This window comes from Streptomyces sp. Tek67B01 (assembly GCF_055231995.1).
Map to the genome: position 1 here is coordinate 4,495,008 of NZ_JBUYUY010000001.1, position 26,875 is coordinate 4,521,882.

At 70.0% G+C, this 26,875-nt stretch carries 31 protein-coding genes and 1 tRNA gene; 20 read left to right on the forward strand and 12 right to left on the reverse strand.

From position 1 onward, the window contains the following. Window positions 1-33: 33 nt before the first annotated feature. Window positions 34-342: a hypothetical protein gene (locus ACV7NM_RS20165; protein WP_463411573.1), complete on the reverse strand. Its 309-nt coding sequence runs from the start codon at window positions 340-342 to the stop codon at window positions 34-36. A gap of 434 nt (window positions 343-776) precedes the next feature. On the opposite strand from ACV7NM_RS20165, the gene ACV7NM_RS20170 reads away from it, so the two are divergent. Together ACV7NM_RS20170 and ACV7NM_RS20175 are read left to right on the forward strand one after the other, a co-directional pair. After that, a complete protein-coding gene (locus tag ACV7NM_RS20170; RefSeq protein WP_463411574.1) occupies window positions 777-3,191 on the forward strand; it encodes an immune inhibitor A domain-containing protein in 2,415 nt (804 codons plus the stop codon). Between the two features lie 113 nt (window positions 3,192-3,304). Beyond that, window positions 3,305-3,610, forward strand: coding sequence for a hypothetical protein (locus tag ACV7NM_RS20175; RefSeq protein WP_463411575.1), 306 nt, complete (start codon window positions 3,305-3,307; stop codon window positions 3,608-3,610). Between the two features lie 18 nt (window positions 3,611-3,628). Here ACV7NM_RS20175 and ACV7NM_RS20180 read toward each other — a convergent pair whose 3' ends face one another. Beyond that, the gene (locus tag ACV7NM_RS20180) at window positions 3,629-4,231 is read right to left on the reverse strand and encodes an isochorismatase family protein (protein ID WP_463411576.1); all 603 of its coding nucleotides are present in this window, start codon (window positions 4,229-4,231) and stop codon (window positions 3,629-3,631) included. A 171-nt stretch (window positions 4,232-4,402) separates the two neighbouring features. After that, window positions 4,403-5,731, reverse strand: coding sequence for a nicotinate phosphoribosyltransferase (locus ACV7NM_RS20185; protein ID WP_463411577.1), 1,329 nt, complete (start codon window positions 5,729-5,731; stop codon window positions 4,403-4,405). 80 nt (window positions 5,732-5,811) lie between these two features. Between ACV7NM_RS20185 and clpS the strand changes: the two genes are divergently transcribed. The 7 genes from clpS to ACV7NM_RS20220 all read left to right on the forward strand — a co-directional run bounded on the left by clpS (window position 5,812) and on the right by ACV7NM_RS20220 (window position 10,580). Then, the gene (clpS, locus tag ACV7NM_RS20190) at window positions 5,812-6,126 is read left to right on the forward strand and encodes an ATP-dependent Clp protease adapter ClpS (RefSeq protein ID WP_463411578.1); all 315 of its coding nucleotides are present in this window, start codon (window positions 5,812-5,814) and stop codon (window positions 6,124-6,126) included. After that, window positions 6,123-6,734, forward strand: coding sequence for a DUF2017 domain-containing protein (locus tag ACV7NM_RS20195; protein WP_463413999.1), 612 nt, complete (start codon window positions 6,123-6,125; stop codon window positions 6,732-6,734). Before clpS ends, ACV7NM_RS20195 begins: the two co-directional genes overlap by 4 nt. 325 nt (window positions 6,735-7,059) lie before the next feature. Beyond that, entirely contained in the window at window positions 7,060-8,502 is a 1,443-nt protein-coding gene (locus ACV7NM_RS20200; RefSeq protein ID WP_463411579.1) for an amino acid permease, read from the forward strand. Window positions 8,503-8,626: 124 nt separating this feature from the next. Continuing rightward, entirely contained in the window at window positions 8,627-9,049 is a 423-nt protein-coding gene (locus ACV7NM_RS20205; protein ID WP_463411580.1) for a M67 family metallopeptidase, read from the forward strand. Window positions 9,050-9,126: 77 nt separating this feature from the next. Continuing rightward, window positions 9,127-9,237: a putative leader peptide gene (locus ACV7NM_RS20210; RefSeq protein ID WP_329195557.1), complete on the forward strand. Its 111-nt coding sequence runs from the start codon at window positions 9,127-9,129 to the stop codon at window positions 9,235-9,237. Window positions 9,238-9,351: 114 nt separating this feature from the next. Next, complete coding sequence (locus tag ACV7NM_RS20215) at window positions 9,352-9,630, forward strand: MoaD/ThiS family protein (protein WP_463414000.1); 279 nt, start codon at window positions 9,352-9,354, stop codon at window positions 9,628-9,630. After that, the gene (locus tag ACV7NM_RS20220) at window positions 9,630-10,580 is read left to right on the forward strand and encodes a PLP-dependent cysteine synthase family protein (protein ID WP_463411581.1); all 951 of its coding nucleotides are present in this window, start codon (window positions 9,630-9,632) and stop codon (window positions 10,578-10,580) included. Before ACV7NM_RS20215 ends, ACV7NM_RS20220 begins: the two co-directional genes overlap by 1 nt. Before the next feature lie 296 nt (window positions 10,581-10,876). Here ACV7NM_RS20220 and ACV7NM_RS20225 read toward each other — a convergent pair whose 3' ends face one another. Continuing rightward, window positions 10,877-11,233, reverse strand: a complete 357-nt coding sequence (locus ACV7NM_RS20225; protein WP_463411582.1) for a DUF488 domain-containing protein — start codon at window positions 11,231-11,233, stop codon at window positions 10,877-10,879. Between the two features lie 7 nt (window positions 11,234-11,240). Next, window positions 11,241-11,648 carry a hypothetical protein gene (locus ACV7NM_RS20230; RefSeq protein ID WP_463411583.1) on the reverse strand — a complete coding sequence of 136 codons (408 nt, stop codon included), beginning with the start codon at window positions 11,646-11,648 and terminating at the stop codon, window positions 11,241-11,243. A gap of 195 nt (window positions 11,649-11,843) precedes the next feature. Between ACV7NM_RS20230 and ACV7NM_RS20235 the strand changes: the two genes are divergently transcribed. Continuing rightward, window positions 11,844-12,596 carry an MBL fold metallo-hydrolase gene (locus tag ACV7NM_RS20235; protein ID WP_463411584.1) on the forward strand — a complete coding sequence of 251 codons (753 nt, stop codon included), beginning with the start codon at window positions 11,844-11,846 and terminating at the stop codon, window positions 12,594-12,596. Window positions 12,597-12,674: 78 nt separating this feature from the next. On the opposite strand, the gene ACV7NM_RS20240 is transcribed toward ACV7NM_RS20235, so the two are convergent. Next, window positions 12,675-13,931 (reverse strand): PTS transporter subunit EIIC, encoded by a 1,257-nt coding sequence (locus ACV7NM_RS20240; RefSeq protein WP_463411585.1) that lies wholly within the window; start codon window positions 13,929-13,931, stop codon window positions 12,675-12,677. Between the two features lie 277 nt (window positions 13,932-14,208). Continuing rightward, entirely contained in the window at window positions 14,209-15,510 is a 1,302-nt protein-coding gene (locus ACV7NM_RS20245) for a PTS transporter subunit EIIC (protein WP_463411586.1), read from the reverse strand. A 254-nt stretch (window positions 15,511-15,764) separates the two neighbouring features. Here ACV7NM_RS20245 and ACV7NM_RS20250 point away from each other — a divergent pair, with 254 nt between their 5' ends. The 4 genes from ACV7NM_RS20250 (at window position 15,765) to rdgB (ending at window position 18,081) form a co-directional block, all read left to right on the forward strand. Next, window positions 15,765-15,998, forward strand: a complete 234-nt coding sequence (locus ACV7NM_RS20250) for a glucose PTS transporter subunit EIIB (protein WP_463411587.1) — start codon at window positions 15,765-15,767, stop codon at window positions 15,996-15,998. 109 nt (window positions 15,999-16,107) lie between these two features. After that, window positions 16,108-16,845 (forward strand): ribonuclease PH, encoded by a 738-nt coding sequence (gene rph, locus ACV7NM_RS20255; RefSeq protein WP_463411588.1) that lies wholly within the window; start codon window positions 16,108-16,110, stop codon window positions 16,843-16,845. A gap of 152 nt (window positions 16,846-16,997) precedes the next feature. Continuing rightward, window positions 16,998-17,390, forward strand: a complete 393-nt coding sequence (locus ACV7NM_RS20260) for a hypothetical protein (protein WP_463411589.1) — start codon at window positions 16,998-17,000, stop codon at window positions 17,388-17,390. A gap of 88 nt (window positions 17,391-17,478) precedes the next feature. After that, window positions 17,479-18,081, forward strand: coding sequence for an RdgB/HAM1 family non-canonical purine NTP pyrophosphatase (gene rdgB, locus ACV7NM_RS20265; RefSeq protein ID WP_463411590.1), 603 nt, complete (start codon window positions 17,479-17,481; stop codon window positions 18,079-18,081). A gap of 57 nt (window positions 18,082-18,138) precedes the next feature. Here the strand turns inward: rdgB and ACV7NM_RS20270 are convergent. From ACV7NM_RS20270 to bcp, 4 genes are all read right to left on the reverse strand, one after another. Then, a tRNA-Leu gene (locus ACV7NM_RS20270) sits at window positions 18,139-18,221 on the reverse strand. 52 nt (window positions 18,222-18,273) lie between these two features. After that, complete coding sequence (locus ACV7NM_RS20275; RefSeq protein ID WP_463411591.1) at window positions 18,274-18,756, reverse strand: HNH endonuclease signature motif containing protein; 483 nt, start codon at window positions 18,754-18,756, stop codon at window positions 18,274-18,276. Beyond that, entirely contained in the window at window positions 18,753-19,400 is a 648-nt protein-coding gene (locus ACV7NM_RS20280; protein ID WP_463411592.1) for an HNH endonuclease signature motif containing protein, read from the reverse strand. Before ACV7NM_RS20280 ends, ACV7NM_RS20275 begins: the two co-directional genes overlap by 4 nt. Window positions 19,401-19,541: 141 nt before the next feature. Further along, window positions 19,542-20,009, reverse strand: a complete 468-nt coding sequence (gene bcp, locus ACV7NM_RS20285) for a thioredoxin-dependent thiol peroxidase (RefSeq protein ID WP_463411593.1) — start codon at window positions 20,007-20,009, stop codon at window positions 19,542-19,544. A gap of 139 nt (window positions 20,010-20,148) precedes the next feature. Between bcp and ACV7NM_RS20290 the strand changes: the two genes are divergently transcribed. From ACV7NM_RS20290 to ACV7NM_RS20300, 3 genes are all read left to right on the forward strand, one after another. Beyond that, window positions 20,149-20,469, forward strand: coding sequence for a DUF3618 domain-containing protein (locus ACV7NM_RS20290; protein WP_463411594.1), 321 nt, complete (start codon window positions 20,149-20,151; stop codon window positions 20,467-20,469). Window positions 20,470-20,521: 52 nt separating this feature from the next. Then, on the forward strand, window positions 20,522-20,866 hold the full coding sequence (locus ACV7NM_RS20295) for a GroES family chaperonin (protein WP_361315292.1): 345 nt from the start codon (window positions 20,522-20,524) through the stop codon (window positions 20,864-20,866). Between the two features lie 152 nt (window positions 20,867-21,018). Next, window positions 21,019-21,339 (forward strand): DMT family transporter, encoded by a 321-nt coding sequence (locus ACV7NM_RS20300; RefSeq protein WP_463411595.1) that lies wholly within the window; start codon window positions 21,019-21,021, stop codon window positions 21,337-21,339. Between the two features lie 10 nt (window positions 21,340-21,349). Here the strand turns inward: ACV7NM_RS20300 and ACV7NM_RS20305 are convergent, their stop codons facing one another. After that, the gene (locus ACV7NM_RS20305) at window positions 21,350-23,815 is read right to left on the reverse strand and encodes a transglycosylase domain-containing protein (RefSeq protein WP_463411596.1); all 2,466 of its coding nucleotides are present in this window, start codon (window positions 23,813-23,815) and stop codon (window positions 21,350-21,352) included. Window positions 23,816-24,099: 284 nt separating this feature from the next. On the opposite strand from ACV7NM_RS20305, the gene ACV7NM_RS20310 reads away from it, so the two are divergent. From ACV7NM_RS20310 to ACV7NM_RS20320, 3 genes are all read left to right on the forward strand, one after another. After that, entirely contained in the window at window positions 24,100-24,915 is an 816-nt protein-coding gene (locus ACV7NM_RS20310) for an ABC transporter permease (protein WP_463414001.1), read from the forward strand. 103 nt (window positions 24,916-25,018) lie between these two features. Continuing rightward, window positions 25,019-25,783, forward strand: coding sequence for an ABC transporter permease (locus tag ACV7NM_RS20315; protein WP_463414002.1), 765 nt, complete (start codon window positions 25,019-25,021; stop codon window positions 25,781-25,783). Window positions 25,784-25,792: 9 nt separating this feature from the next. After that, window positions 25,793-26,773 carry an ABC transporter ATP-binding protein gene (locus ACV7NM_RS20320; protein WP_463411597.1) on the forward strand — a complete coding sequence of 327 codons (981 nt, stop codon included), beginning with the start codon at window positions 25,793-25,795 and terminating at the stop codon, window positions 26,771-26,773. Window positions 26,774-26,875 lie beyond the last annotated feature (102 nt).

Consider the following 26,875-nt stretch of genomic DNA (forward strand, 5'->3'; position numbering starts at 1 on the left):
GATGGGTCGTCCGCACCGCCGTACGCCCGGGGCTCAGTGGTGCACGGGGTGCACGGGGTGCTCGGCGGCGGCCCGCGGCTCGGGGACCCGAGCCTGCGACGGCACGCCGAGGGGGAGTTCGGTCACGGCCGGCGCCGCGGCGGACCGTCCGGCGGCGTGCCTGCCGCGCCGGCGCGGGATCGGCACGGTGAGTGCGACGAGGAGTCCGAGGGCGAGGGCGGCCGCGGAGATGACCGCGATGCCGATCCCCGTGCTCGTCTGCGACAGCAGCAGCATGGCGATCGTCGACACGATGACGGTGGCGGAGCCGTAGGCGAGCTGTGCGGCGGTCGGACGCGGCATGGCGGTTTCCGTCCTCAAGGAGGTGAGGGAGAGTCGGCTCAACTCGTCGCGCGTCAAGAGACTCTACGACGGGGCATGCCCGAGAGGAACCGTCAGTAAGCGTGCCCTAACCGGAGGACGGCTTCGCGCGGGAGCACGGGGGGCGCACGGCGTCATTTCCCGTGCATCCTCGGGTGGTTCTCCGGCCGTCTTCCGGTATGACCCCAGGGGGCGAGGGGGTCGGCAAACACCCCTTCGCCCCGACTGGCGACGTACGTCCGAATAACGGAACTCGCTGCCCGCATAGTGCACTTGTAAGGAACAAGTCAAGGTCTGTCTTTTCTCGCGTCTCTCCGGTCAAATGTCGTCACTTGAGACGCGTGCCGCGCGGAACCCCCCACTCCTTTGGAGACGTTCCGACCAACGCTGCGGCCGCGGGAGGGGAACGACATCAAGTGACCGGCAACTCCAAGGGAAGGCGCGCGCTGCGCGGCGCGGCAATCGCCGTGACGCTGGGCGCCACCGCGGCCGCGGGCGCCTTCCTCACCACGGCACAGGCCGCCGACGCGAGTCGGGGTGACGCACCCGCAGTGGAGCGTCAGGACCCGACCGCCGCGGCGAAGGAGCAGGTCCAGCACGACCTGCCCGGCCCGTTCAGCAAGCAGCAGGCGCAGGCGCGCGAGGCGGCCCTCGACCAGGTGCTGAGCGGCAAGAAGGCCGTCGAGCAGCGCGGGGCCTCCAAGGTCGTCAAGCTGGACGACAAGAAGTACGTCGAGCTGGGACGCGAGAAGACCGACAAGATCTTCACGATCCTCGTCGAGTTCGGCGACCAGGTCGACAACACGACCATGTACGACCCGGACGGCCCGAACGGCCCCAAGCCGCCGGCGCCGAAGTACGGCGGCACCCCCGGCCCGGCGCACAACACGATCGCGCAGCCGGACCGCGCGACGAACAACAGCACGGCCTGGCGCAAGGACTTCAGCCGGGACTACTTCCAGGACCTGTACTTCGGTACCGGCCAGGGCAAGAACTCGCTGAAGACCTACTACGAGAAGACCTCCTCGGGTCGCTACTCGGTCGACGGCCAGGTCGCCGACTGGGTCAAGATCCCGTACAACGAGGCCCGTTACGGCTCGAACTACTGCGGCCAGACGAACTGCTCGAACGTCTGGGACACCGTCAAGGACGGCGTCAACGCCTGGGTCGACGCCCAGAAGAAGGCCGGCAAGACCGACGCCGAGATCAAGGCGACCCTGGCGCAGTACGACCAGTGGGACCGCAACGACTACGACGGCGACGGCAACTTCAACGAGCCCGACGGCTACATCGACCACTTCCAGATCGTCCACGCGGGCGAGGACGAGTCGGCCGGCGGCGGCGTGCAGGGCACCAACGCCCTGTGGGCGCACCGCTGGTACGCCTACGGCACCGACGCCGGCAAGACCGGTCCGGCGAACAACAAGGCCGGCGGCACGCAGATCGGCGACACCGGCATCTGGGTCGGCGACTACACGATGCAGCCGGAGAACGGCGGCCTCGGCGTCTTCGCGCACGAGTACGGCCACGACCTCGGTCTGCCCGACCTCTACGACACCTCCGGTGGCGGCGACAACAGCGTCGGCTTCTGGTCCCTGATGTCGGCGGGCTCCTGGCTCGGCGACGGCAAGGACTCCATAGGCAACCTCCCGGGCGACATGGACGCCTGGAGCAAGCTGCAGCTGGGCTGGCTGAACTACGACAAGGCCAAGGCCGCGACGAAGTCCACCCACAAGCTGGGCGTCTCCGCGTACAACACCAAGGACAAGCAGGGTCTGCTCGTCGAGCTGCCGAAGAAGCAGGTCAAGACGGACATCGTCGCTCCCGCCGAGGGCTCCTCGCAGTGGTGGAGCAACATGGGTGACGACCTCAAGAACACCCTGACCCGCTCGGTCGACCTGACCGGCAAGTCCTCCGCCGCCCTGTCCCTCAAGGGCTGGTGGGACATCGAGGAGGGCTACGACTTCCTCTACACCGAGGTGTCCACGGACGGCGGCGCCACCTGGACGCCCCTCGCCGGCACCGCCGACGGCGCGGCCCTCCCGGCCGACTCCTCCGGCGCCCCCTCGCTGACCGGTGTCTCCGGCGCCTGGAAGCAGCTGAACTTCCCGCTCGACGCCTACGCGGGCAAGAAGGTCGACCTCCGCTTCCGCTACCAGACGGACGGCGGCGCGGGCGGCAAGGGCTTCACGGCCGACGCCATCACCCTCACCGCGGACGGCTCCGCGCTGTTCACCGACGGCGCCGAGAACGGCGACAACGGCTGGACCGGCAAGGGCTTCTCCCGGGTCGGCGCCGGCTTCACCAAGGAGTACGCGCAGTACTACCTGGCGGAGAACCGTCGCTACGTCTCGTACGACTCGACCCTCAAGGTCGGCCCGTACAACTTCGGCTTCGCCAACACCAAGCCGAACTGGGTGGAGCACTACCCCTACCAGGACGGTCTGCTGATCTGGCTCTGGGACACCTCCCAGAAGGACAACAACACGAGCCAGCACCCGGGCTCGGGTCAGATCCTGCCGATCGACGCCAACGCCAAGCCGATGAAGTGGGCGGACGGCACCCTGCTGCGGAACAAGATCCAGCCGTACGACGCGACGTTCAGCGCCTACTCGACGGACGCCTTCACGCTGCACAAGAACGGTGAGGCGCTGTTCCTCAAGCCGAAGCCCGCGAACCTGGTCTTCGACGACCACAAGGGCAAGTACTTCTACGACGAGAACCCGACCGGTTCGGTGAAGACCACTGACACCAACACCAAGATCAAGATCGTCAAGGAGCCGTACGACGGTCTCCAGATGACGGTCGAGGTCGGTCCCGCCGTTAAGTAATCCGGCAAAACCGCAGGTCAAAACATGATCGGCCGTCGCCCTCTAGCGGGCGGCGGCCGATCGCGTTTAGATGCGGGTCGGAAGTTGTCTTATTGACGGGGGAGCTGAAGATCATGCCCGGTGGAGGTTTCGTGAGACTGCCCGGCGGCAGCGTGGTGGTCGCGCTCATGCTGCCCAGGCCCTCCGGCGAGGACGGAAACGTCCGGGTGCTCGTGCACGCCGCGAACCGGGCCCGCGCCCTGACCAGGCTGCGGAACCTCGGCATGCGCGCCGTCTACCTCCGCGGCAACGCCCACCCGCCGACCCCCGACGAGGTCACCGCCGTCCTCCACCACCCGGACGGCCTCCTGTGGCGCTGCACCCCCGACCGGGCCCAGGAGCTCTGGCACCCGATCCGCGCCCTGCTGCGGGGCGCGTAGGGCCTCGACCCCGCCCTCCTAGGCGCCCGCGACCACCGGGGTACCGGTCAGCCGCACACCGGCCGCGCGGAGGTCCTCCAGGGCGCGTGCGGTGGTGTGCGGGGCCACGCCCGCCGTGAGGTCGAGCAGGACGTGCGTACGGAAGCCCTCGCGGGCCGCGTCCAGGGCAGTGGCCCGCACGCAGTGGTCGGTGGCGATGCCCACCACGTCGACCTCCGTGACGCCCCGCTCCCGCAGCCAGTCGGCGAGGCCCGAGTCGTTCTCGTCCCGGCCCTCGAACCCGCTGTACGCGGCCTCGTACGCCCCCTTGTCGAAGACGGCGGCGACGGCGCCGGAGGCCACCGCCGGGGCGAAGTTCGGGTGGAACCCGACGCCCTCGGTCCCGGCGACGCAGTGCACCGGCCAGGACGTCTCGTAGTCGGGCTCCGCCGGTGGGTGGGCGAAGTGCGGACCGGGGTCGACGTGGTGGTCGCGCGTGGCGACGACGTGCCGGTAGCCCGGCGTGGCCTGTCCGATCAGTTCCGTGATGGCGGCGGCGACGTCCGCCCCGCCGGTGACCGCGAGGCTGCCGCCCTCGCAGAAGTCGTTCTGTACGTCGACGACGATCAGTGCGCGGTGCATGTCGCGTGCCCTTCGCTGTGATGTGTGGTGGGGCGGGACCCCGCGGGGGCTCTTCCCCCACCGTGCCGGTGCCCTGCCCCCGTACCCCCGCGCCCCAAACGCCGCCGAGGTCGCGGTCGCCCCGCGCGTCCCGGGCCGGGGACGGGGCCCCCGGCCCGGTACGCGCGGCGACTACACGTACTCCGTGGGGAGCACGGCCTCGCCGCGCGAGAGCTGCGTCGCGGACAGCGGCAGGCCCGAGCGGGCCGCGAGGTGGCGCTCTCGCGCCGCCTCCAGGGGTTCCCGGGTCACGACCTCCCCGCCCTTGACCAGCTGGACCAGGAGCTGTCGGTCCGCGAGGGCCGTCGGCACGGGGCCCACGCCCACGACCTCCGCCTCCGCGACGCCCTCCGAGTCCAGCCGGCGGGCCGCCCATTTGCGGCCCCCGAGCGAGGTCTTGCCGCCCGAGGACTTCTTCGCGACCGGCAGCAGCGGCGCCTTCGGGTCCGCCGACGTGGCCCGCGCCACCAGCTTGTAGACCATCGAGCACGTCGGGTGCCCGCTGCCGGTCACGAGCTGGGTGCCGACGCCGTACGCGTCCACGGGCGCCGCGGCGAGCGAGGCGATCGCGTACTCGTCCAGGTCGGAGGTGACCACGATCCGCGTGCCCGTCGCGCCCATCTCGTCCAGCTGGTGCCGCACCCGGTGCGCCACCAGCAGCAGGTCCCCGGAGTCGATGCGCACCGCGCCCAGCCCCGTCCCGGCGACCTCCACGGCAGTGCGCACCGCCTCCGCGACGTCGTACGTGTCCACCAGCAGGGTGGTGCCGCTGCCCAGCGAGGCCACCTGCGCGGTGAAGGCGTCGCGCTCGCTGTCGTGCACCAGGGTGAAGGCGTGCGCGCTCGTGCCGACCGTGGGGATCCCGTAGCGGAAGCCCGCCGCCAGGTCCGAGGTGGAGGCGAAGCCGCCGACGTACGCGGCGCGCGAGGCCGCGACGGCCGCCAGCTCGTGCGTGCGCCGGGCACCCATTTCGATCAGCGGCCGGCCGGCCGCCGCCGAGGCCATCCGGGAGGCGGCCGCGGCGATCGCCGAATCGTGGTTGAGGATCGACAGGACGACGGTCTCCAGCAGGACGCACTCGGCGAAGCTGCCCTCGACGCGCAGGATGGGCGAGCCGGGGAAGTAGACCTCGCCCTCCGGGTAGCCCCAGATGTCGCCCGAGAAGCGGTACGAGGCCAGCCAGTCCAGCGTCGGCGCGTCGATGACGGCCCGCTCGCGCAGGAACTCCAGGACCGCGCCGTCGAAGCGGAAGTTCTCGACCGCGTCCAGCACCCGCCCGGTGCCCGCCACCACGCCGTAGCGCCGCCCCTCGGGCAGCCGCCGGGTGAAGACCTCGAAGACCGAACGCCGGTCGGCGGTGCCGTTCGCCAGCGCTGCCTGGAGCATCGTGAGCTCGTAATGGTCCGTGAAGAGCGCTGTCGACGGCACGTCCACCGGCAGGCCCAGGTCCGCAGGGTTCATGTCACGGATGCTAGCGCACATCTCGTCAAAGTGACGAGATGTAGGGCCGGTTTGTGCGACGGACCCGTCACAGTGGCAGCATGGGACGGGTGAGTGTTGCTCCCATTGAGATCGAACGCACCGAATCGGCCGAAGAGACCTCCGCGGTCCCCGAACCCGACGTCCCGTGGGTGACCCTGGTGCACAACGACCCGGTCAACCTCATGAGCTACGTGACGTACGTGTTCCAGGCGTACTTCGGCTACCCCAAGGACAAGGCGAACCGGCTGATGCTCGACGTCCACCACAAGGGCCGGGCCGTCGTGTCCAGCGGCACCCGCGAGGAGATGGAACGGGACGTGCAGGCCATGCACGGCTACGGGCTCTGGGCGACGCTGTCGCAGGACCGCAACTGATGGGCACCTTCGAGTCCCGCAAGGGCGGCGGCGCGGCGATCGCGCTCGACGACATCGAGATCTCCATCCTGCGTTCCCTGGCCGTGCAACTGCTGGAGCTGATCGGCCCGGGGGAGCCGGAACCCGCGGCGGACGCCGACCCGCTGGCCGTGCTCTTCGCCTCGGACGGCCCGACCGAGCCTCCGGCCGACCCGGCCCTCGCCCGCCTGTTCCCCGACGCGTACGGGGCCGGTCCGGACGCGGGGGACGATCTGCGGCGCGCCGAGGCCGAGGAGCTGAGGGCCCGCTCGGCCGAGTTCCGCCGCTTCACCGAGAACGACCTGCGCACCCGCAAGCGCGAGGACGCCCTGGCGGTCGTCCACAGCCTGAACGACCTCGCCCCGGCCGGTGACGGGGCTGCCGTGCTGGAACTCACCGGGGAGCTGCCGCTGCGCTGGCTCGGCGCGCTCAACGACCTGCGCCTGACCATCGCGGCGCGGCTGGAGATCACCGAGGACGACGAGGGCGCCGCACTGTTCCGGCTGCCGGACGACGATCCGCGCAAGCCGATGGTGATGGCGTACCTGTGGCTCGGCGGTCTCCAGGAGAGCCTCATCGAGACCCTCTGAGCCGGCCGTCCGGCCGCCCCCACATGTTGTTCGCTCAGCGGACGCTCAAATCCGGATAACGATCAGATCACCGCGATGCGGTGATCTGATCCGTTTCAGGACCCATGTCCCGATTTATCTGTGCCGTGCGCCACATTCCGGCCTCTCGATCACCCGTAAGCCCGTGATAAATCTTCACGACTGCCGCCGGGACGCCACCCATGTCCCCCGGCTCGCTTGAACCGGCTGATCGCCGGCGTGCAACTCCATCCGTATCCGGGGGGATCGAGGACCCGATCCGCAGCCATCGAAGGCGCGGGTCGGCGTGGAGAAAGGCGCACCAGACATGACCTCTGTGCAGGTCGAGCAGCACGACAAGAAGCCCGGCGAGGCCGCCGGGCCCGAGGGTGGCGGCGAGGGGTACCACCGCGCGCTCGGAGCCCGCCAGATCCAGATGATCGCGATCGGCGGCGCCATCGGCACCGGCCTGTTCCTGGGCGCGGGCAAGGCCATCTCCAAGGCCGGCCCCAGCCTGATCCTGGCCTACGCCATCGCGGGCCTGGTCATCTTCTTCATCATGCGGGCCCTGGGCGAGCTGCTCATGTACCGCCCGGTCTCCGGCTCCTTCTCGGACTACGCACGCGAGTTCCTCGGCCCCTTCTGGGGCTACGTGACCGGCTGGACGTACTGGCTGTTCTGGGTGGTCACCGGCATCACCGAGGTCACCGCGGCCGCGCAGTACATGTCGTACTGGACCCACGACAGCTTCCCGCAGTGGGCGTACGCGCTGATCTTCACCGTCGTGCTCTACGCCGCCAACCTGATCTCCGTGAAGCTCTTCGGTGAGCTGGAGTTCTGGTTCTCCATGGTCAAGGTCACCGCCATCGTCGGCATGATCCTGATCTGCGCCGGCATCCTCACCATCGGGTTCTCCGACGCCGCCGACACCGCGACCGTCGCCAACCTCTGGAACGACGGCGGCTTCTTCCCCAAGGGCATCGGCGGCACGCTGATGACCCTGCAGATCGTCATGTTCGCCTTCCTCGCGGTCGAGCTGGTCGGCGTCACCGCCGGCGAGTCCAAGGACCCCGAGAAGACCCTCCCCAAGGCCATCAACACCGTGCCGTGGCGGATCGCCGTCTTCTACGTCGGCGCGCTGATCATGATCCTGTCGGTCGTCCCGTGGCACGAATTCCAGCCCGGCGTCAGCCCCTTCGTCGCCGCCTTCGAGAAGATGGGCCTCGGCGTCGGCGCCGCCATCGTCAACTTCGTGGTGCTCACCGCCGCCCTCTCCTCCTGCAACTCCGGCATGTACTCCACCGGCCGCATGCTGCGCGACCTCGCGCTCAACGGCCAGGGCCCGAAGGTCTTCACCAAGCTGACCAAGAGCGGCACCCCGCTCGTCGGCACGACCGTCTCCGCCGCCCTGATGCTGGTGGGCGTCTGGATCAACTACGTCGCCCCGGGCAAGGCCTTCGACTACGTAGTCTCCTTCGCCACCATCTCCGGCATGTGGGCCTGGATCATGATCCTGGTCTGCCAGATCCGCTACCGGGCCGCCTCCGACCGAGGCGCCCTGCCCAAGTCCCCGTTCCGGGCGCCCGGGGCCCCGTACACCAGCTGGTTCGCGCTGCTGTTCATCGGCATGGTCATCGTGATGATGGGCGCCGACAAGGACGCCCGCGTCTCGCTGTACTGCGCACCCCTGTGGGGCGTGATCCTGGGCGTCTCCTACCTGGTCATGAAGTCCCGCAACCCGCGCGGTGCGGCCTTCACCAAGGCCCAGTAGACCCCTCGCGGACCACGGCTCCCGGCCGGCCGCCTCGGCCGGGACCCGGACCGTCCGTCCACCATTCGGGCCCTCCCGTACCACTCCTCGGTACGGGAGGGCCCGTCTGTTTATCCTGTCGCTCATGCTGACCCTCACCCAGGCCCTGTACGACCAGATCGTGGAACACGCCCGCAAGGACCACCCCGACGAGGCCTGCGGGATCGTGGCCGGCCCGGCCGGCACCGACCGACCCGAGCGCTTCGTCCCGATGCTGAACGCGGCCCGCTCTCCCACGTTCTACGAGTTCGACTCCAAGGACCTGCTCAAGCTCTACCGCGAGCTGGACGACCGGGACGAGGAACCCGTGATCGTCTACCACTCGCACACCGCGACCGAGGCCTACCCCTCGCGCACCGACATCACCTACGCGAACGAGCCCGGCGCGCACTACGTACTCGTCTCCACCGCCGACCACGACGGCCTCGGCGAGTTCCAGTTCCGCTCGTACCGCATCGTCGACGGCGTGATCACCGAGGAAGAAGTGCGGGTCGTAGCGGCCTACTGACCAACATGTGAGCGCCAGGGGTCCACGATGCGGGATCACACTCCAAACAGGGGACCGGGAATCGTTAACATGACCGCATGGTTTCCCACGACGTGAGCAACGAGACGCCCGGCAGGCCGCTGCTGCTCGTGGCGCGGCTGCACGTCGACCTGTGCCGCCTCGCAAGCGCCATCTGTCCCGCTGCCTGAGCACGAGCACCACAGCCCCGCCGCGCGGGGGGCACCACGCGCGCTGCCCTACCCCGCACGCCCCTTCACGCTTCCAAGCTTCCACGCTTTGACTTGACGACACTGGAGCCCGCCATGGCCATCGAGGTCCGCATCCCCACCATCCTCCGCACCTACACCGACGGCGAGAAGGCCGTGACGGGCGAAGGCAGCACCCTGGCCGACCTGTTCGCGGACCTGGAATCCCGCCACAAGGGCATTGAGGAGCGCATTGTCGACGGCGGCCAGCTGCGCCGCTTCGTCAACGTCTACCTCAACGACGAGGACGTCCGCTTCCTGGACGGCATCTCCACGGCGCTCAAGGACGGCGACAGCGTCACCATCCTCCCGGCCGTGGCCGGCGGATCGAAGTAATGCGCTACGACTCCCCCCTCGCGGCGGTCGGGAACACCCCGCTCGTCAGGCTGCCCCGCCTCTCGCCCTCCGACGACGTACGGATCTGGGCGAAGCTGGAGGACCGCAACCCCACCGGCTCGATCAAGGACCGCCCCGCGCTCCACATGGTCGAGCAGGCGGAGAAGGACGGCCGGCTGTTCCCCGGCTGCACCATCTTGGAGCCCACCTCCGGCAACACGGGCATCTCACTCGCGATGGCCGCGAAGCTCAAGGGCTACCGGATCGTGTGCGTGATGCCCGAGAACACCAGCCAGGAGCGCCGTGACCTCCTGACGATGTGGGGAGCCGAGATCATCCCGTCCCCGGCGGCGGGCGGCTCGAACACCGCGGTCCGGGTGGCCAAGGAACTCGCGGCCGAACACCCCGACTGGGTCATGCTCTACCAGTACGGCAACCCGGACAACGCCGGCGCGCACTACGCCACGACCGGCCCGGAGATCCTGCGCGACCTGCCGTCCGTGACCCACTTCGTGGCGGGCCTGGGCACCACGGGCACGCTCATGGGCGTCGGCCGCTACCTGCGCGAGCACGTACCCGGCGTCAAGATCGTCGCGGCCGAGCCGCGCTACGACGACCTCGTCTACGGGCTGCGCAACCTGGACGAGGGCTTCGTCCCGGAGCTGTACGACGCCTCGGTGCTCACCACCCGCTTCTCGGTGGGCTCGGCGGACGCGGTCACCCGCACCCGGGAACTCCTGCGCGAGGAGGGCATCTTCGCAGGCGTCTCCACGGGCGCGGCCCTCCACGCGGCGATCGGCGTCGGCCGCAAGGCGGTGGCGGCGGGCGAACAGGCGGACATCGTGTTCGTGGTGGCCGACGGCGGCTGGAAGTACCTCTCGACGGGCGTCTACACGGCGGCCACGACGGAAGAGGCCATCGAGGCCCTCCAGGGCCAACTCTGGGCCTGACCCGGTCAGGCACAGCCGGCCCGTCGGGCCACCTTCCAGCGGTAGCGACTGGGGGAGTTCGAGCGCGGGTCCGGGCGGCGCGTGGCCCGGTACTTCCAGCCCCCGCCGGCGTTTGAGGCGCGGGTCCGGGCGGAGCCCGGTTTCGGGAAGGGGGGGGTGGGGGAACGGCCCCGCGCAGCGGCCCCCCGCCCCCGCCCGGCAGCCCGCACGCCCCGCCCGGGCCCTGCCCCCCGCCCGGGCCCCGGCCGGCCCTTCCCCCCCCGGGCCCCGGCACGGTCACCGGCACCCGCCCCCGCTCACCGCGCCAGCAGCTCCGCCAGCACCGCCGCGTGGCTGCCCTCCGGGTCCTTGACCGCCGTCAGCAACGTCACCGGCCCCGCCCCGGCCAGCGCCCGCAGCCGGTGCAGCTCCGCCACCGCCTCCGGCGCCGCCAGCTCCGCCTCGTACCGGGCCCGGAACTCCTCCGCCGTACCCCCACCCCCGTGGAACCACTGCCGCAGCTCCGCCGACGGCGTCACCGCCTTCGGCCACTCGTCCACCGCCGCCCGCGCCTTCGCCAACCCGCGCGGCCAGAGCCGGTCCACGAGGACCCGTACCCCGTCGCCGTCGGCCCCCGGCTCGGGCGGATCGTAAACCCGCCGCACCCTGATCACCGGTCGCTCACCCGTAGCCTCCGCCCAGCCCTCTGACCTCGTCCCACACCGTCGGGTCCAGCATGCCCAGCCGCCTGTCGAACTCGGCCGACGACACCTCCGCGGGCCGGTCCGCTTCCAGATAGCCCGTACGCCCCGGCCGCCCGCCGGCCCCGGGGGGCAACGGGATCACCCCCGCGCGGCGGTCGTCGTACTTCCCGGTGATCCACGCCACCCGGGCCTGCCCCCGCGCCCCCACCGCCAGCACCAGGCACGACCGCCCGTCCGCCAGACACCACACCTCACCCGGCCGCGCCCGCGTCGCCGACCCCGGCCCGCGCCGGCGAGCCGCACCCCGTCCCGTCGGCCGGGGCAGCAGCACCAGCACCACGACGGCGACCACCGCCACGGCGGCAGGCCACCACGACGTGTCCATAACCCGACGGTAGCCGCGGCCCCCGCCCCCGGCACGACAACGCCCGTACCCCCCGTCGCTCCCCCGAGTGACAGCACAGGTGATTCCCCCCACAACGGCCCGCCGCGGAGGAGCGACCGGAGGTTTCGCGCCTTACGCTCGACGCACGCTCGGCCCGCATTCCGTCCACGGACCGTCCACGGAGGTTCACGCTCCATGAAGCTCACCGTCGTCGGCTGCTCGGGGTCGTTCCCGTCCGCGGAATCGGCATGTTCGAGCTATCTCGTCGAGGCCGACGGCTTCCGGCTGCTCCTCGACATGGGCAACGGCGCCCTCGGCGCCCTCCAGCGCCACATCGGTCTCTACGACCTCGACGCGATCTTCCTGAGTCATCTGCACGCGGACCACTGCATCGACATGTGCGCGTACTTCGTCGCCCGCTACTACCGGCACGAGGGCGGCCGCTGCGGCACCATCCCCGTCTACGGCCCCGAGGGCACCGAGCAGCGGCTGACGACGGCGTACGACGACGTGCCCGACGCGCGCTCGATGAGCGAGGTCTTCGACTTCCGCACCCTGAAGTCCGGCTCCTTCGAGGTCGGCCCGTTCCAGGTCCGCACGGAGCGGGTGTGCCACCCCGTCGAGTCGTACGCCATCCGCGTCGAGCACGGCGGCCGCTCGCTCACCTACTCCGGGGACACCGGCCTCTGCCCGGAGCTGGCCGCGCTGGCCGACGGCGTGGACCTGTTCCTGTGCGAGGCCTCCTTCACGCACGGCAAGGAGGACATCCCGGACCTCCATCTCAACGGCCGCGAGGCGGGCCGGTACGCGGCCGCAGCCGGAGCCGGCCGGCTGATCCTGACGCACGTCCCGCCGTGGACGGACGCCGCCCGCAACCTCGCCGACGCCCGCGCGGTCTACGACGGCCGGGCCGAGCTGGCCCGCCCGGGCGCGGTCTACGAGATCTGACGGCCGGCCGGCACACGAAGGAGCCCCCGCCCTCCCTTGGGGAGAGCGGGGGCTCCTTCGCGCGTGAGGGGGCCCGACCTACTTGGCCTCGGCCTTCTCCATCTCCGCGATCTCCTCGTCGGACTCTCGGCCCGGGGTGGGGAGGTTGAACTTGGTGATCGCGAACCGGAAGATCACGTAGTACACGACCGCGAAGCACAGGCCGACCACGGCCAGCCCGAAGGGGTTGGTGGCCTTGCCCAGGTTCAGCAGGTAGTCGATGGCGCCGGCGGAGAACCCGAAGCCGTCCTTCATGCCAAGCGACCAGGTCAGCGCCATCGAGACACCGGTGAGCACCGCGTGGACCGCGTACAGCACCGGGGCTATGAACATGAACGTGAACTCGATCGGCTCGGTGACACCGGTGACGAAGGAGGTCAGCGCGAGGGAGAGCATCATGCCGCCGACGACCTTGCGGCGCTCGGGGCGGGCGCAGTGGACGATGGCGAGGCAGGCCGCAGGGAGGGCGAACATCATGATCGGGAAGAAGCCGGTCATGAACTGTCCGGCGCTCGGGTCACCGGCGAGGAAGCGGCCGATGTCGCCGCTCTTGCCGTGGTAATCGCCGGCCTGGAACCACGGGAAGGAGTTCAGCAGGTGGTGCATGCCGACTGGGATCAGCGCGCGGTTGAAGACGCCGAAGATGCCCGCGCCGACCGCGCCCGAACCGACGAGCCACTCGCCGAAGTTGTGCAGGCCCGTACCGAGGACCGGCCAGATCAGGCCGAAGACGATGCCGATCAGCAGACCCGCGAAGGCGGAGAGGATCGGGACGAGGCGGCGACCGCCGAAGAAGCCCGCCCACTCGGGCAGCTTGGTCCGGTAGAACTTCTGGTAGATCAGCGCAACGACGATGCCCATGACGACACCGCCGAGCACCTTGGCGTCGACCGGAGCGTCGATCATGACGACCTTGCCGTCGACCGCCTTGGCGATCTTCGGGAGGTTGGAGTCGGTGAACGTCGCGAGCACGCTCTTGAAGACCAGGTAACCGGTCACCGCGGCGAGCGCCGTCGAGCCGTCCGACTTCTTGGCGAAGCCGATCGCGATGCCGACGGCGAACAACAGCGCCATGTTGTCGAGGATCGCGCCGCCGCCGGCGGACATGTACCCGGCGATCGTGGTGAGGAAGCCCGGCAGCGACGGATCGCCGAGCATGTCCTTGTCACCGAGGCGGGTGAGCAGTGCGGCGGCCGGCAGCACGGCGACGGGGAGCATGAGGCTCCGGCCGATGCGCTGCATGACGGCCATCACGCCCGCGCCCTTCTTCTTTTCCGCAGCGGTGGCTGTGGACATGAGCTTCCTCCAGAAGGCAAGGCGCCGCCAGGGGTGGAACCAAGGGGGACGGCGGCGTCTCGAAAAGGGGGCACACGCCGCCGGGGGGAAGCGGTCGTGGTCTACACCAATGCGTGGTGTAGACCAGTTGTAACACGGTCGGGGTTAGATAAGGAACCTTCAATTTTTTGTTGTAGGGCCCACGCTCCGCGCGCGCAGCGCGAAGCCCCCGACTCCGTGGAGCCGGGGGCCTTTCCTCCGTCGAAGCGGAGGACGGAACGGCTTGCCCAAGGTCGCCTCAGGCCTTGGTGGTCTCCCCCTGCATCGCCTCGATCTCCTCGTCCGACTCCCGCCCGGGCGTCGGGATGTCGAACTTCGTGATCGCGAACCGGAAGATCGCGTAGTAGACCACCGCGAAAACCAGGCCGATCGGGATGATCAGCCATGGCTTGGTCGCCAACCCCCAGTTGATGACGTAGTCGATCAGGCCCGCCGAGAAGCTGAACCCGTCGTGGACCCCGAGCGCCCACGTCACCGCCATCGACACCCCCGTCAGCACCGCGTGGATCGCGTACAGGGCCGGCGCGACGAACAGGAACGAGTACTCCAGCGGCTCCGTGATCCCGGTGACGAACGACGTCAGCGCCACCGACAGCATCAGGCCCCCCACTTCCTTGCGCCGCCGCGGCTTCGCACAGTGCGTGATCGCCAGCGCCGCCGCGGGCAGCGCGAACATCATGATCGGGAAGAAGCCGGAGAGGAACAGGCCCGCGTGCGGGTCGCCCGCCAGGAACATGTTGATGTCACCGTGCACGACCACCCCGTCCGGCTTGGTGAAGCTGCCGAACTGGAACCACACCGGCACGTTCAGGAACTGGTGCAGGCCGATCACCAACAGCGCGCGGTTCGCGACACCGAAGATGCCCGCACCCCACGACCCCAGCCCCACCAGCCAGTCCGAGAAGCTCTCCAGCGCGTCACCGACCGGCGGCCAGACCCACAGGCACAGCACGGCGAACCCGATCGCGACGAATGACATGACGATCGGGACGAGCCTGCGGCCGTTGAAGAAACCGAGCCAGTCCACCAGCTTCACCCGGTGGAACCGCTGCCAGAACCAGGCCGCCAGCAACCCCATCACGATGCCGCCGAACACCCCCGGGTTCTGGTAGGTGTACCCGGCGAACGTGTCCGTCGACGTCAGGCAGCCGCCCCCGATGTCCTTCGTCCCCGGCGGACAGGGCTTGTGGAAGGCGTGCAGCACCCCGCGGTAGACGAGGAACCCCGCCACCGCCGCCAGCGCCGTCGAACCGTCCGCCTTCTTGGCCATCCCGATCGCGACACCCACGCAGAAGAGCAGCGGAAGGCCCAGGTCCGGATCCAGCAGCGCGCCGCCCGCGCCCGCCATGACGTTGGCGACGTCGGTCCAGTCCAGACCGTCCTTGCCGAACACGTCGGGCTGGCCGAGCCGGGTGAGGATGCCGGCCGCCGGCAGGACGGCGATCGGCAGCTGGAGACTGCGCCCCATCTTCTGTAGCCCCTGGAACAAGCCGTTCCACCACTGCGGTCGCGGCCTGGCTGCGGCGCTGTCCGCGCTCATCGGCGTCCTCCCTGACCGGCCCGTTTTGGCAGGTGCGTCACATACGGCACACTGGTGTAGACCACTTGTCACATGGTCACGTGCACCGGCCCGCAAGGCGGGTGGATGCTGATCGTTATCATTCGGCAGGTGCCGGGCACGTGCTCGTATAGATGGGCCAACCGTGAGCTACCGTGACAAAGCGGACCTCCGGGTGGGCAGACCAGGCGTCCGGCCGCCGAGACTCGTTCTTCGTCATACGCAGGGAGACACACATGGCCACCAAGGCTGAGAAGATCGTCGCCGGGCTCGGCGGTATCGAGAACATCGAAGAAGTCGAAGGCTGCATCACCCGCCTGCGCACCGAAGTCATCGACCCCGACAAGGTCGACGAGGCAGCCCTCAAGGCCGCCGGCGCCCACGGCGTCGTCAAGATGGGCACCGCGATCCAGGTCGTCATCGGCACCGACGCCGACCCCATCGCCGCCGACATCGAAGACATGATGTGAGCTGAGCCACCCGCTCACCCCACCCGCCTCACGGCAGGACCACGGACCCCGTACCGGAACCACCCGGACGGGGTCTTCCCGTACCCCCACACCGACTAGGCTCGACAACATGTCTCGCATCGACGGCCGCACGCCCGATCAGCTCCGCCCGGTCACCATCGAACGCGGATGGAGCAAGCACGCCGAGGGCTCCGTCCTCATCTCCTTCGGAGACACCAAGGTCTTCTGCACCGCCTCCTTCAGCGAAGGCGTCCCCCGCTGGCGCAAGGGCAGCGGCGAAGGCTGGGTCACCTCCGAATACTCGATGCTGCCCCGCTCCACCAACACCCGCGGCGACCGCGAATCCGTCCGCGGCAAGATCGGCGGCCGCACCCACGAGATCTCCCGACTCATCGGCCGCTCCCTGCGCGCCGTCATCGACTACAAGGCCCTCGGCGAGAACACCATCGTCTTGGACTGCGACGTCCTCCAGGCCGACGGCGGCACCCGCACCGCCGCCATCACCGGCGCCTACGTGGCCCTCGCCGACGCCGTGGCATGGGGACAGAGGAAGAAGCTGATCAAAGCCGGCCGCAAGCCCCTCACCGGGACCGTCGCCGCCGTCAGCGTCGGCATCGTCGACGGCGAACCCCTCCTCGACCTCTGCTACGAGGAAGACGTCCGCGCCGAGACCGACATGAACGTCGTCTGCACCGGCGACGGCCGCTTCGTCGAGGTCCAGGGCACCGCCGAAGGCGAGCCCTTCGACCGCAAGGAACTCAACGCCCTCCTCGACCTCGCCGCCGGCGGCTGCTCCGACCTCCAGGCCCTCCAACTGAGCGCGCTGGACCTCGCCGCACCCCAGTAGGCCCCGCCAGGGCAACCGCCGGGACGGGCCCGGCGTCTACGCCGGTACGGGCGCACGGTGTCAAAGCCGTGCGCCCGTCCACGTACCCGCGCCAGGCACCCGCGCCCACACGCCGCGGCGCCCACGCACCCGAGCCCTTGGGGGGACCCCGAATGAAGCCCTACCGGAACCACCGCATCGCGGCCCTCACCCTGGCCGCCACCCTCACCGTCCCGGCGCTCTCGGCCTGCGACACGCTCTCCACCGCGATGGACTGCGCCAACACCGCCGTCGCCATAACCAACGGGGCCAACGACCTCCAGCAGGCCGTCTCCCAGGCCGGCAACAGCCCCCAGGACGCCCAGAACGCCCTCAACCAGATCGACACGAGCCTCAAGAAGATCGGCGACCAGACGGACAACGCCGACCTCGGCAAGGCCATCGACTCCATGAAGACGGCCGTCACCAACGTCCGCACCTCGATCGACAACGGCAACACCACCCCGGACATCACCCCCGTCGGCAACGCCGCGAAGGAGATCTCCAAGGTCTGCACCCCGGGCTGACGCCCACCGGCGCGCCCGACCGCCACGCCCGACCGGCGCGCACGACCGGGCGGAACGACCGGGGGAACACTGCCCGATACTGGTCGCCATGACCCGCCTGATCCTCGCCACCCGCAACGCGGGCAAAGTCACCGAACTCCGCGCCATCCTGTCCGACGCCGGCCTGCCGCACGAACTGGTCGGCGCGGACGCCTACCCCGAGATCCCGGACGTCAAGGAAACCGGCGTCACCTTCGCCGAGAACGCCCTCCTCAAGGCCCACGCCCTGGCCCGCGCCACCGGCCTGCCCGCCATCGCCGACGACTCCGGCCTGTGCGTCGACGTCCTGAACGGCGCCCCCGGCATCTTCTCCGCCCGCTGGGCCGGCTCCCACGGCGACGACAAAGCCAACCTGGACCTCCTGCTCGCCCAGCTCTCCGACATCGACGACCCCCACCGCGGCGCCCACTTCGCCTGCGCCGCCGCGCTCGCCCTCCCGGACGGCACCGAACGCGTCGTCGAAGGCCGCCTGCGCGGCACCCTGCGCCACGCCCCGTCGGGCACGGGCGGCTTCGGCTACGACCCGATCCTCCAACCGGAGGGCGACACCCGCACCTGCGCGGAACTCACCCCGGCGGAGAAGAACGCCATCTCCCACCGCGGCCAGGCCTTCCGCGCCCTGGTCCCGTTCATCCGCGCCCTGACGACCTGACGGCCTGACACGCCGAAGGCCCGGCTCTCAGAGCCGGGCCTTCGATTCTCAGGTCAGTGCGGCCGATGGGATTCGAACCCACATGAGCTTTCGCTCAGAGGCACCTAAAACCTCCGCTTATACCATTCAGCAACGACCGCTCGCCTGCCAATCCTAGCGGGAGACTGCCGTTGTGTGCTCCGTGTTCGGGATCTAACGGCGGCGCTTCCCTCCTCGGCACCATGTTCCGGTGGTGCTATGGCAGTTGGGGCAGAGCAGCCGCAGGTTCTCGCGTCGGTCGTCGCTCCAGTCGCCGTTGATGTGATCGACCTCCAGCGTCATGGGAAGCCCGCGCCACTGTGGGGGTGCGCCGCAGCGTGCGCACCGGTGAGGGATCCCGACTTCGCGGAGGGCTCGGCTCAGGAGCCGTGTCGCGGTCCTCCTTTTGCCGCCGTGCTTGACCAGGATGTCATCAGCCGATTTGCGAGGAGTGGTCCCAGGCTTGCCACGCCGGTGTGACTGCCCCAAAAAGTGCGACGTGTCGTGCCCTTCGTCGGCGATCCAGCGCCGCAGGTGTACGCGCTGACCGCCGTTGTCGGCCATCCCCAGGCGTCGGAGGGTTTCGGCGGTACTGGCCGACTCGGCTATCGCTCTCCCGAGTTCGTCACGAGATGGCCGATCGAGGCGCCCGCTCATCGACGTCCCTTGCCGCGCCCTCGGTACGTGTCCGTGGTGGAGTGGCAGTTGGGGCAAAGCAGCCGTAGGTTTTCCGCGCGATTGTCGCGCCAATCGCCGTTGATGTGGTCGACCTCAAGCGGGAGTGGTTCTCCGAGCCAGATGGGCGCGGTGCCGCAGTCGGCACAGCGGTCCTCGACACCCAGCTCCAGCATCGCGCGCCGGAGCATCGCGCTCGGGGTGCGCCTCGCACGCGGTGAGCGTTCCTCACGGAGGATCTCGGCCGCCGAGCGTCGCCGATGGTTCTCCCGCATTCGGTCGGTTCGGGTGGGGCCGCTGAAGTGGGAGGTATCGATGCCCAGGGCGCGCACCCGTCGGCTGATGTGGGCGTGCTGTCCTCCCACAGCCTCGATGCCCAACCGGCGCAACACCTCGTACATGTTGCCGGAAGCCTTTACGGCTTCCTCCAACATGGTCCGCGTCCAGCGGTTCCCGTCCCGCTCGAAGTGGGACGTGTCCACCCCCAACCGGCCCAAGCGCTTGCGGATGTACTCACGCGAGCCGCTCTGTGGGTCCACCCCCAGTCTTAGCAGCGCCTCCGTCAGGGTCCGCGATCCCCTCGCCGCTTCCGCCAGGCGTTCTCTCGTGTACGGGCTGATCGGCATCCCCGCCCCCTCCGTTCCGGCCGCGTGTGCGGCTCTCGTACGGAGTAACGGGGTGGTGGTCGGGCGGTTACGGGTGGTTTCGTCCGATAAGCGGAGTGGCCCGCACCGGTTGGTGCGGGCCACTCCGAGGGGGCGTGGGGGTCAGATGCCGAGGTCCTTGATGATCTTGGCTACGTGGCCGGTCGCCTTCACGTTGTAGAGGGCGCGCTCGACCTTGCCCTCCTCGTCCACGATCACCGTCGAGCGGATGACACCGGTGACCGTCTTGCCGTACAGCTTCTTCTCGCCGAACGCGCCGTACGCCGTCAGGACCTCCTTGGAGGGGTCCCCGACCAGCGTCACCTTCAGGTGCTCCTGCTCGCGGAACTTCGCCAGCTTCTCCGGCTTGTCCGGCGACACGCCGATGACGTCGTAACCCGCCTGGGCCAACACCGACAGGTTGTCCGTGAAGTCGCACGCCTGCTTGGTGCAGCCCGGCGTCAGGGCGGCCGGGTAGAAGTACACGATCACCTTGCGGCCCTTGTAGGCGGCGAGCGAGACCTCGTTGCCGTCCGCGTCGGGCAGGGTGAAGGCGGGGGCGATGTCGCCCGGCTCAAGTCGCTCGCTCATGTCAGCAGTCTCCTCGGGAGGGGATCGGTACGGTCCGAGACTAAGCTGACAGACTGTCCATGGTGGTCCGCGTCCGAAGGGCCGACCACGACCGACCAGGACCGATCACGACCGACCATGACGATGACGGAGGCGCGCGGTGCCGGAAGCCAGGACCCCCGCACAGATCGAGGCGGACATCGTCCGCCGCCGTGAGCAGCTCGCCGAGACGCTCGACGAGATCGGTGTGCGCATGCACCCGAACACGATCGTCGGGGACGCGAAGGCCAAGGTCGCCGCGAAGGTCGACCACACCGCCGGGCGTGCCGTCGTGGCCGTGAACCGGCTGGTGACCGATGTGCAGAGCGGGTTTCGCCATGAGGACGGGTCGCTGCGCGTCGAGCGGATCGTGCCGGTCGCGCTGGTCGCGGCGGGGCTGGCCGGGCTGCTCGTGCTGACGGCGCGCCGCAAGCGCGGATGAGCTGGGTGACCCTGCGGGGTGCCGGCCGGGCGGGGGCGGGTAGGTTCGGGTCGTGAGCGAGAACACCACCACCCACGACAAGTTGCCCATCCGGATGTTGCACGACCGTGTGCTCGTGCGTTCGGACGTGCCGGAGGGCGAGCGCCGCTCGGGCGGCGGCATCCTGATTCCGGCGACGGCCGCCGTCGGCAAGCGGCTGGCCTGGGCCGAGGTGGTCGCGGTCGGCCAGAACGTGCGTAGCGTCGAGCCGGGGGACCGGGTGCTGTACGACCCGGAGGACCGGGCCGAGGTCGAGGTGCGCGGGGCGACGTACGTGCTGATGCGCGAGCGGGACCTGCATGCCGTGGCCGCGGAGCGGCTGGAGGGGTCGAAGGACTCGACCGGGCTGTACCTCTGATTCGTAGCTGGATCGGGCCGGTGACCGAGGTCACCGGCCCTTTTGTATGCCTTTTGCTACGGTGATGGGGAACCCCGACGAGACGCGCCGTACCGGGTGGTTGGACGCAAAGACGACGCACCCGTTTCCGCTCTCGTCCGGAGGTGCCTGTCATGGCCTGGGTTCTGCTTCTCGTAGCCGGTCTGCTCGAGGTCGGCTGGTCGATCGGTATGAAGTTCACGGAGGGTTTCACCCGGCTGTGGCCGAGTGTGTTCACGGGCGCCGGCGTCGTGGCCAGCATGGTGTTGTTGTCGTACGCGGCGAAGACGTTGCCGATCGGTACGGCGTACGGCGTGTGGGTGGGTATCGGCGCGGCGGGGGCGGCGGTGCTCGGCATGGCGGTGTTGGGGGAGCCGGTGACCGCCGCGCGGATCTTCTTCATCTGTCTGTTGCTGGTCGCGGTGGTGGGGTTGAAGGCCACCTCCGGTCACTGACCCGTCCCGTTCATTCGAGGTAGCGCGACGGCGGGCGGGGGCGGCCGCCGTCGGCGCCGCCCAGGACGCCGCCGGTGGTGAGCCCCGCTCCGCCCGTGGTGGTGCCGGTGGTCGTGGTGCCGCCTTCCGTGGTGGTCCCGGTGGTGGTTCCGCTGTCGGTGCCCGCGTCGCTCTGGCCGTCGGTCGTCTGTCCGCCCGTGTTCCGGCCGCCCGTGTCCTGTCCTGCCGTGTTCTGGCCGCCGTTGGTCTGTCCCCCCTGGTTGCGGCCGCCGGTCGGTGGGGTGGGGCGGTGCGGGCGGCCCGGTCGGTTGGGTGGGACGGGCGGGAGCGGGGTGGTGCCCGGGGATTGCTCGGGGGTGCTCGGGGTGAAGGGCGGCGGGGAGGGGGCGGCGGCCGGCTGGAGTTCCAGGTCGAAGTCGAGGGGGTCGCTGCCCGCCAGTGCCGCCTTCGTGTACTGGGCCCAGACGCGGGCCGGGTATCCGCCACCGCCGAGACGGTCCTCGCCGAGGGCCCCGTACAGGGATTCCAGGGCGCCGGTGTCCGGGTCCTGGCCCATCACGGAGATCACCGTCACCAGGTCCGGGGTGTAGGCGGCGAACCAGGCGGAGCGGTCGAGTTCCGCGGTGCCGGTCTTGCCGGCGGCCGGACGGCCGGCTGCCAGGGCGGCGGTGCCGGTGCCGTTGTCGACGACGCTGACCAGCATGGAGGTGGTGGTGTCGGCAGCCTCGCGGCTGATGGCCTGGCGTGGGGAGCGGTCGGGCAGCGGGAGGCTCTCGTCGCCCTTGGTGACGTTGTCCACGAGGGTGTAGGGGGTGTGGCGGCCGTGGTCGGCGAGGGTCGCGTAGGCCTGGGTCATGTCCAGCACGCTCGCCTGGAGGGTGCCGAGTGCCATGGCCGGGCCGGGGCCGAAGTTGGGGGTGTCCTCGGGGATGCCGAGTGCGACGGCGGTCCGTTTGACCTTGTCGGTGCCGACGTCGACGACCATCTGGGCGAAGACGGCGTTGACGGAGAGGTCGGTGGCGGTGTTGACGGTGATGTCCCCGTAGGACTGCTGCCCCTCGTTCTCCGGTGCGTAGGGGACGCGGGTTCCGACGACGCGGCGCTTGTTGTCGCCGTTGTAGAGGGTGTTCGGTGTGATGAGGCGGCCGTCTTGGGTGCGGGAGTCGTTGTCGACGGCGGACGCGAAGACGAACGGCTTGAAGGTGGAGGCCACTTGGTAGTCGTGCCGGGTGGCGTTGTTGACGTACTGCTTGGTGTAGTCGAGGCCGCCGTACATCGCGACGACCTTGCCGGTGGTGGGGTCGATGGATGCGCCGCCGGCCCGGACGACGCGGTCGGCCTTGTGGGTCTGCGGGTCGAGTTTGCCGATCAGTTGTTTGTCGGTGGCGGCGACGAGGGCGTTCTGGCGGCGTTTGTCGATGGTGGTGGTGATGCGGTAGCCGCCTTCGGAGAGGGTCTTGTCGTCGACGATCTTGCGCTCGACGATGTACTCCTTGACGGCTTCGACGAGGTAGCCGCGCTGTCCGGAGAGGCCGGCGGCGGGGCGGACCTTGCCGGGTTCGGGGAAGCGGGCGGCCGCGCGGTCGGCGGCGGTCATCCAGTTCTTCTTGACCATGCCGTCGAGGACGTAGTTCCAGCGGGCGAGCGCGCGGGCGCGGCTCTGGGGGTGGGCGACGACGTCGAAGGTGCTGGGGGAGTTGAGGAGGGTGGCGAGGTAGGCGCCCTCGGTGGTGGTGAGCGCGCCGACGTCCTTGCCGTAGTAGGCCTGGGCGGCGGCCTGGATGCCGTAGGCGTTGCGGCCGAAGTAGCTCGTGTTCAGGTACCCCTCCAGGATGTAGTCCTTCGACTTCTCCCGGCCGAGTTTGATCGAGATGAAGAACTCCTTGGCCTTGCGTTCGACCGTCTGTTCCTGGCCCAGGTAGTAGTTCTTGACGTACTGCTGGGTGATGGTCGAGCCCGACTGGGTGCCCTTGCCGGCGAGCGTGTTCCACGCGGCGCGCAGCATCGCCTTCGGGTCCACCGCCCGTTCGGAGTAGAAGTCCCGGTCTTCCGCCGCGAGGACCGTCTCCTGCACTGCTCGGGGGATTTGGGAAAGCGTGACGTTGACGCGGTTGATCTCGCCGTCGCGGGCGAGCTGGGTGCCGTCGGCGTAGAGATACAGGTTGGACTGCGCGGTCGCGGTTGTGTTGGCGGGCGGGATGTCGACCAGGAGGTAGCCGGCGATCAGGGCGCCGCCGATCAGGAGGGCGACGAGCAGGACGCAGCCGAGGAGCATGCGCCAACTGGGGAGGGCCCTGCGCCACCCGGTCCGCTTCCGGTTGCGCCCGGCCTGTCCCCGCGTCTGTTCCCCTGCCTGCGCCTGGGCGGGTGCCCGCACCTGCGGCGGTTCCTGTCCGGGCGGTCGTGACCGCGCGTTCGGGCCGGGGGTGTCGGGGTCGCGAGGGGTCCAGCCCGGGGGTGGTGACTGGTCGTTCATCTCCGGGACTCCTCGACGGTGTACGACATATCCGTATCTGCACCAATGGTGTCTACCTGATGGCGGATGGGCGCGCTTCGGGCGGGCGTAAATCCGTCGCGTGGCTCGCCCCTCCGCACTAAGCTCGCGCGCTTTGGCCGACGTAGGAACGACTTGGGAAGGGGAGGGATACGGTGCGCCGACAAGTGGGCCCACAAGCGCCGCCGGGCAAGAGCGGGGGCTTGAGCGGGAGCTTGAGCGGGGAGGCGGGCGAGGGCGGCCCGGGGAGAGTGGCGGTCGGGGAGGTGGTCCACCGCTTACGGCTCTACGCGGCCGTCGCGTCCGGCGGCTTCCGGCGCTACGCCACCTACGGGACGGCGACGGCGGCCGGCGTGTTCACCAACACGGTGTTCGGCTTCGTCCTCGCGTACACCTTCATCGCGCTGTGGGACGAACGGCCCCACCTCGGCGGCTACGACCAGGGGCAGGCCCTGGCCTTCATCTGGGTCAGCCAGTCGCTGCTCGCCGCCGCCGCGCTGCTGGGCGGCGGGTTCCAGGAGGAGCTCCAGGAGCGCATCCGTACCGGGGACGTCGCCGTCGACCTGTACCGCCCGGCAGACCTGCAAATGTGGTGGCTCGCGGCCGATCTGGGCCGGGCGGGCTTCCAACTGCTGGGGCGCGGGCTGGTGCCGGTGCTGGCCGGCGCGCTCGCCTTCCCGTTGGCGTTGCCCGTCGACCCGGTGCGGTGGTTGCTGTTCCTGCCGGCGGTACTGCTCGCCCTGGTGGTGAGTTTCGCGGTGCGCTTCCTGCTGGGCTTGGCCGCGTTCTGGCTGATGGACGGCGCGGGGATCAACATGGTGGCCGGCCTGGTGTCGATCTTCTTCTCCGGGATGCTGCTGCCGCTGACCGTCTTCCCCGGCGGCTTCGGGGACGTGGTCCGCGTGTTGCCGTGGGCGGCGATGCTCCAAGTGCCGGTGGACGTCCTGTTGGGCAAGGGTGCGGGGGCGGGCGGCGCGGTGCGGGCGTTGGCGTTCCAGGCCGGGTGGGCGCTGGCGCTGTTGGGCGCCGGCCGGTTGTTGCAGTCGGCCGCGACGCGGAAGGTGGTGGTCCAGGGTGGCTGAGGCGACGCTTGGGCGCGAGCGGCCCCCGGCCGTGGTGTGGGAGCGGGAGCCGGGGCGCCGGCGCGTTCTGGAGGGGTTGCGCGGCTACCGGCTGATCGTCGCGATGTGGCTCCGTTCCACGATGACGTACCGGATGTCCTTCCTCCTGTCGGCCTTCGGGAACGCGGCGATCACGGTCCTCGACTTCGCGGCGATCTACATCATGTTCACGCACGTGGACGCCCTGGGCGGCTTCTCGCTCCCCGAGATCGGCCTGCTGTACGGGTCCTGCTCGACCTCGCTGGGCCTGGCCAACCTGCTGCTCGGCAACACCGACCGGATCGGCACGCGCATCCGCGACGGCTCGCTCGACACCATGCTGGTGCGCCCGGTCCCGGTGCTCGCACAGGTGGCGGCGGACCGGTTCGCGCTGCGCCGGTGCGGGCGGATCGGGCAGGGGGTCGGGGTGCTGGTGTGGGCGGTCGTGGTGCTCGACGTTGACTGGACGGTCGGCAAGGTGCTGCTGGTGCCGGTGATGGTACTGGCGGGGGCAGTGATCTTCGGGGCGGTGATGGTGGCCGGGGCGGCGTTCCAGTTCGCGGCCGGGGACGCGGCGGAGGTGGTCAACTCCTTCACCTACGGCGGCTGCACGATGTTGGAGTACCCGCCCACGGTCTTCGCGAAGGAGCTGCTGCGCGGGGTGACCTTCGTCGTCCCGCTGGCATTCGTCAACTGGCTGCCCGCGCTGTACGTGTTGGGGCGGCCCGATCCGCTGGGGCTGCCGGGCTGGGTCGCGTACCTGAGCCCGCTCGTGGCCTTCGCGGTGTGCGTGCCCGCGTCGCTGGCGTGGCGTGCGGGACTTCGTTCGTACCGGAGCACGGGGAGCTGAGGGCAGGACATGGGAGAAGCAGTGGGAGACGTACTGATCGAGCTGGACGGGGTCGAGAAGGTCTTCGCCGTCCGGCGTCGGGTGGGCCTGGTGCGGCGCGAGAAACGGCAGGTCAGGGCCGTGGACGGGATCAGCTTCACCGTCGGCAGGGGGGAGATGGTCGGCTACATCGGGCCCAACGGGGCGGGGAAGTCCACCACGATCAAGATGCTGACCGGGATCCTCACCCCGAGCGGCGGCCGGCTGCGCGTGGCGGGCATCGATCCGGCCCGGGAGCGGATGCGGCTGGCGCACCGGATGGGGGTGGTGTTCGGGCAGCGCACCACGCTGTGGTGGGACCTGCCGCTCAAGGACTCCTACGGGCTGATGCGGCGGATGTACCGGATTCCGGAGGCGAGGTACCGGGCGAACCTTGAGCGGTGCGTGGACCGGCTGGGTCTGGCGGAGCTGCTGGACGTACCCGTACGGCAGCTGTCGCTGGGGCAGCGGATGCGCGGGGACATCGCGGCGGCGCTGCTGCACGACCCGGATGTGCTGTACCTCGACGAGCCGACGATCGGGCTCGACGTGGTGAGCAAGGCGAAGGTGCGGGGCTTCCTGCGACAGCTGAACGAGGAACGCGGGACGACGGTGCTGCTGACCACGCACGACCTCCAGGACATCGAACAACTGTGTGAGCGGGTAATGGTGATCGACCAGGGGCGGCTGATGTACGACGGGCCGCTGGGCGGGCTGCACGCGTCCGGGGCGGCGGGGGAGAGCGAGCGGACGCTGGTGGTGGACCTGGAGCGGGAGCTGCCGCCGCTGGAGGTGGCGGGCGCGCGGGTGGTCCGGGTGGAGGGGGCGCGGCAGTGGCTGGCGTTCCCGGCGCAGGCGTCGGCGGCGCCGCTGGTGGCGGCCGTGGCGGCGGGCTATCCGCTGCTGGACCTCTCGGTGCGGGAGCCGGACATCGAGGAGGTCATCGCGCGCATGTACGCGGGGCGGGGGTAGCGGGACGCGGGCGGGGGCGGACGTAAGGGGGAAATCAGGGTCGGTCCCGGGGTCCGGTTCGGGGGCGATCCGTACCGCGTGCCGGGCTCGGTACATAGTCTG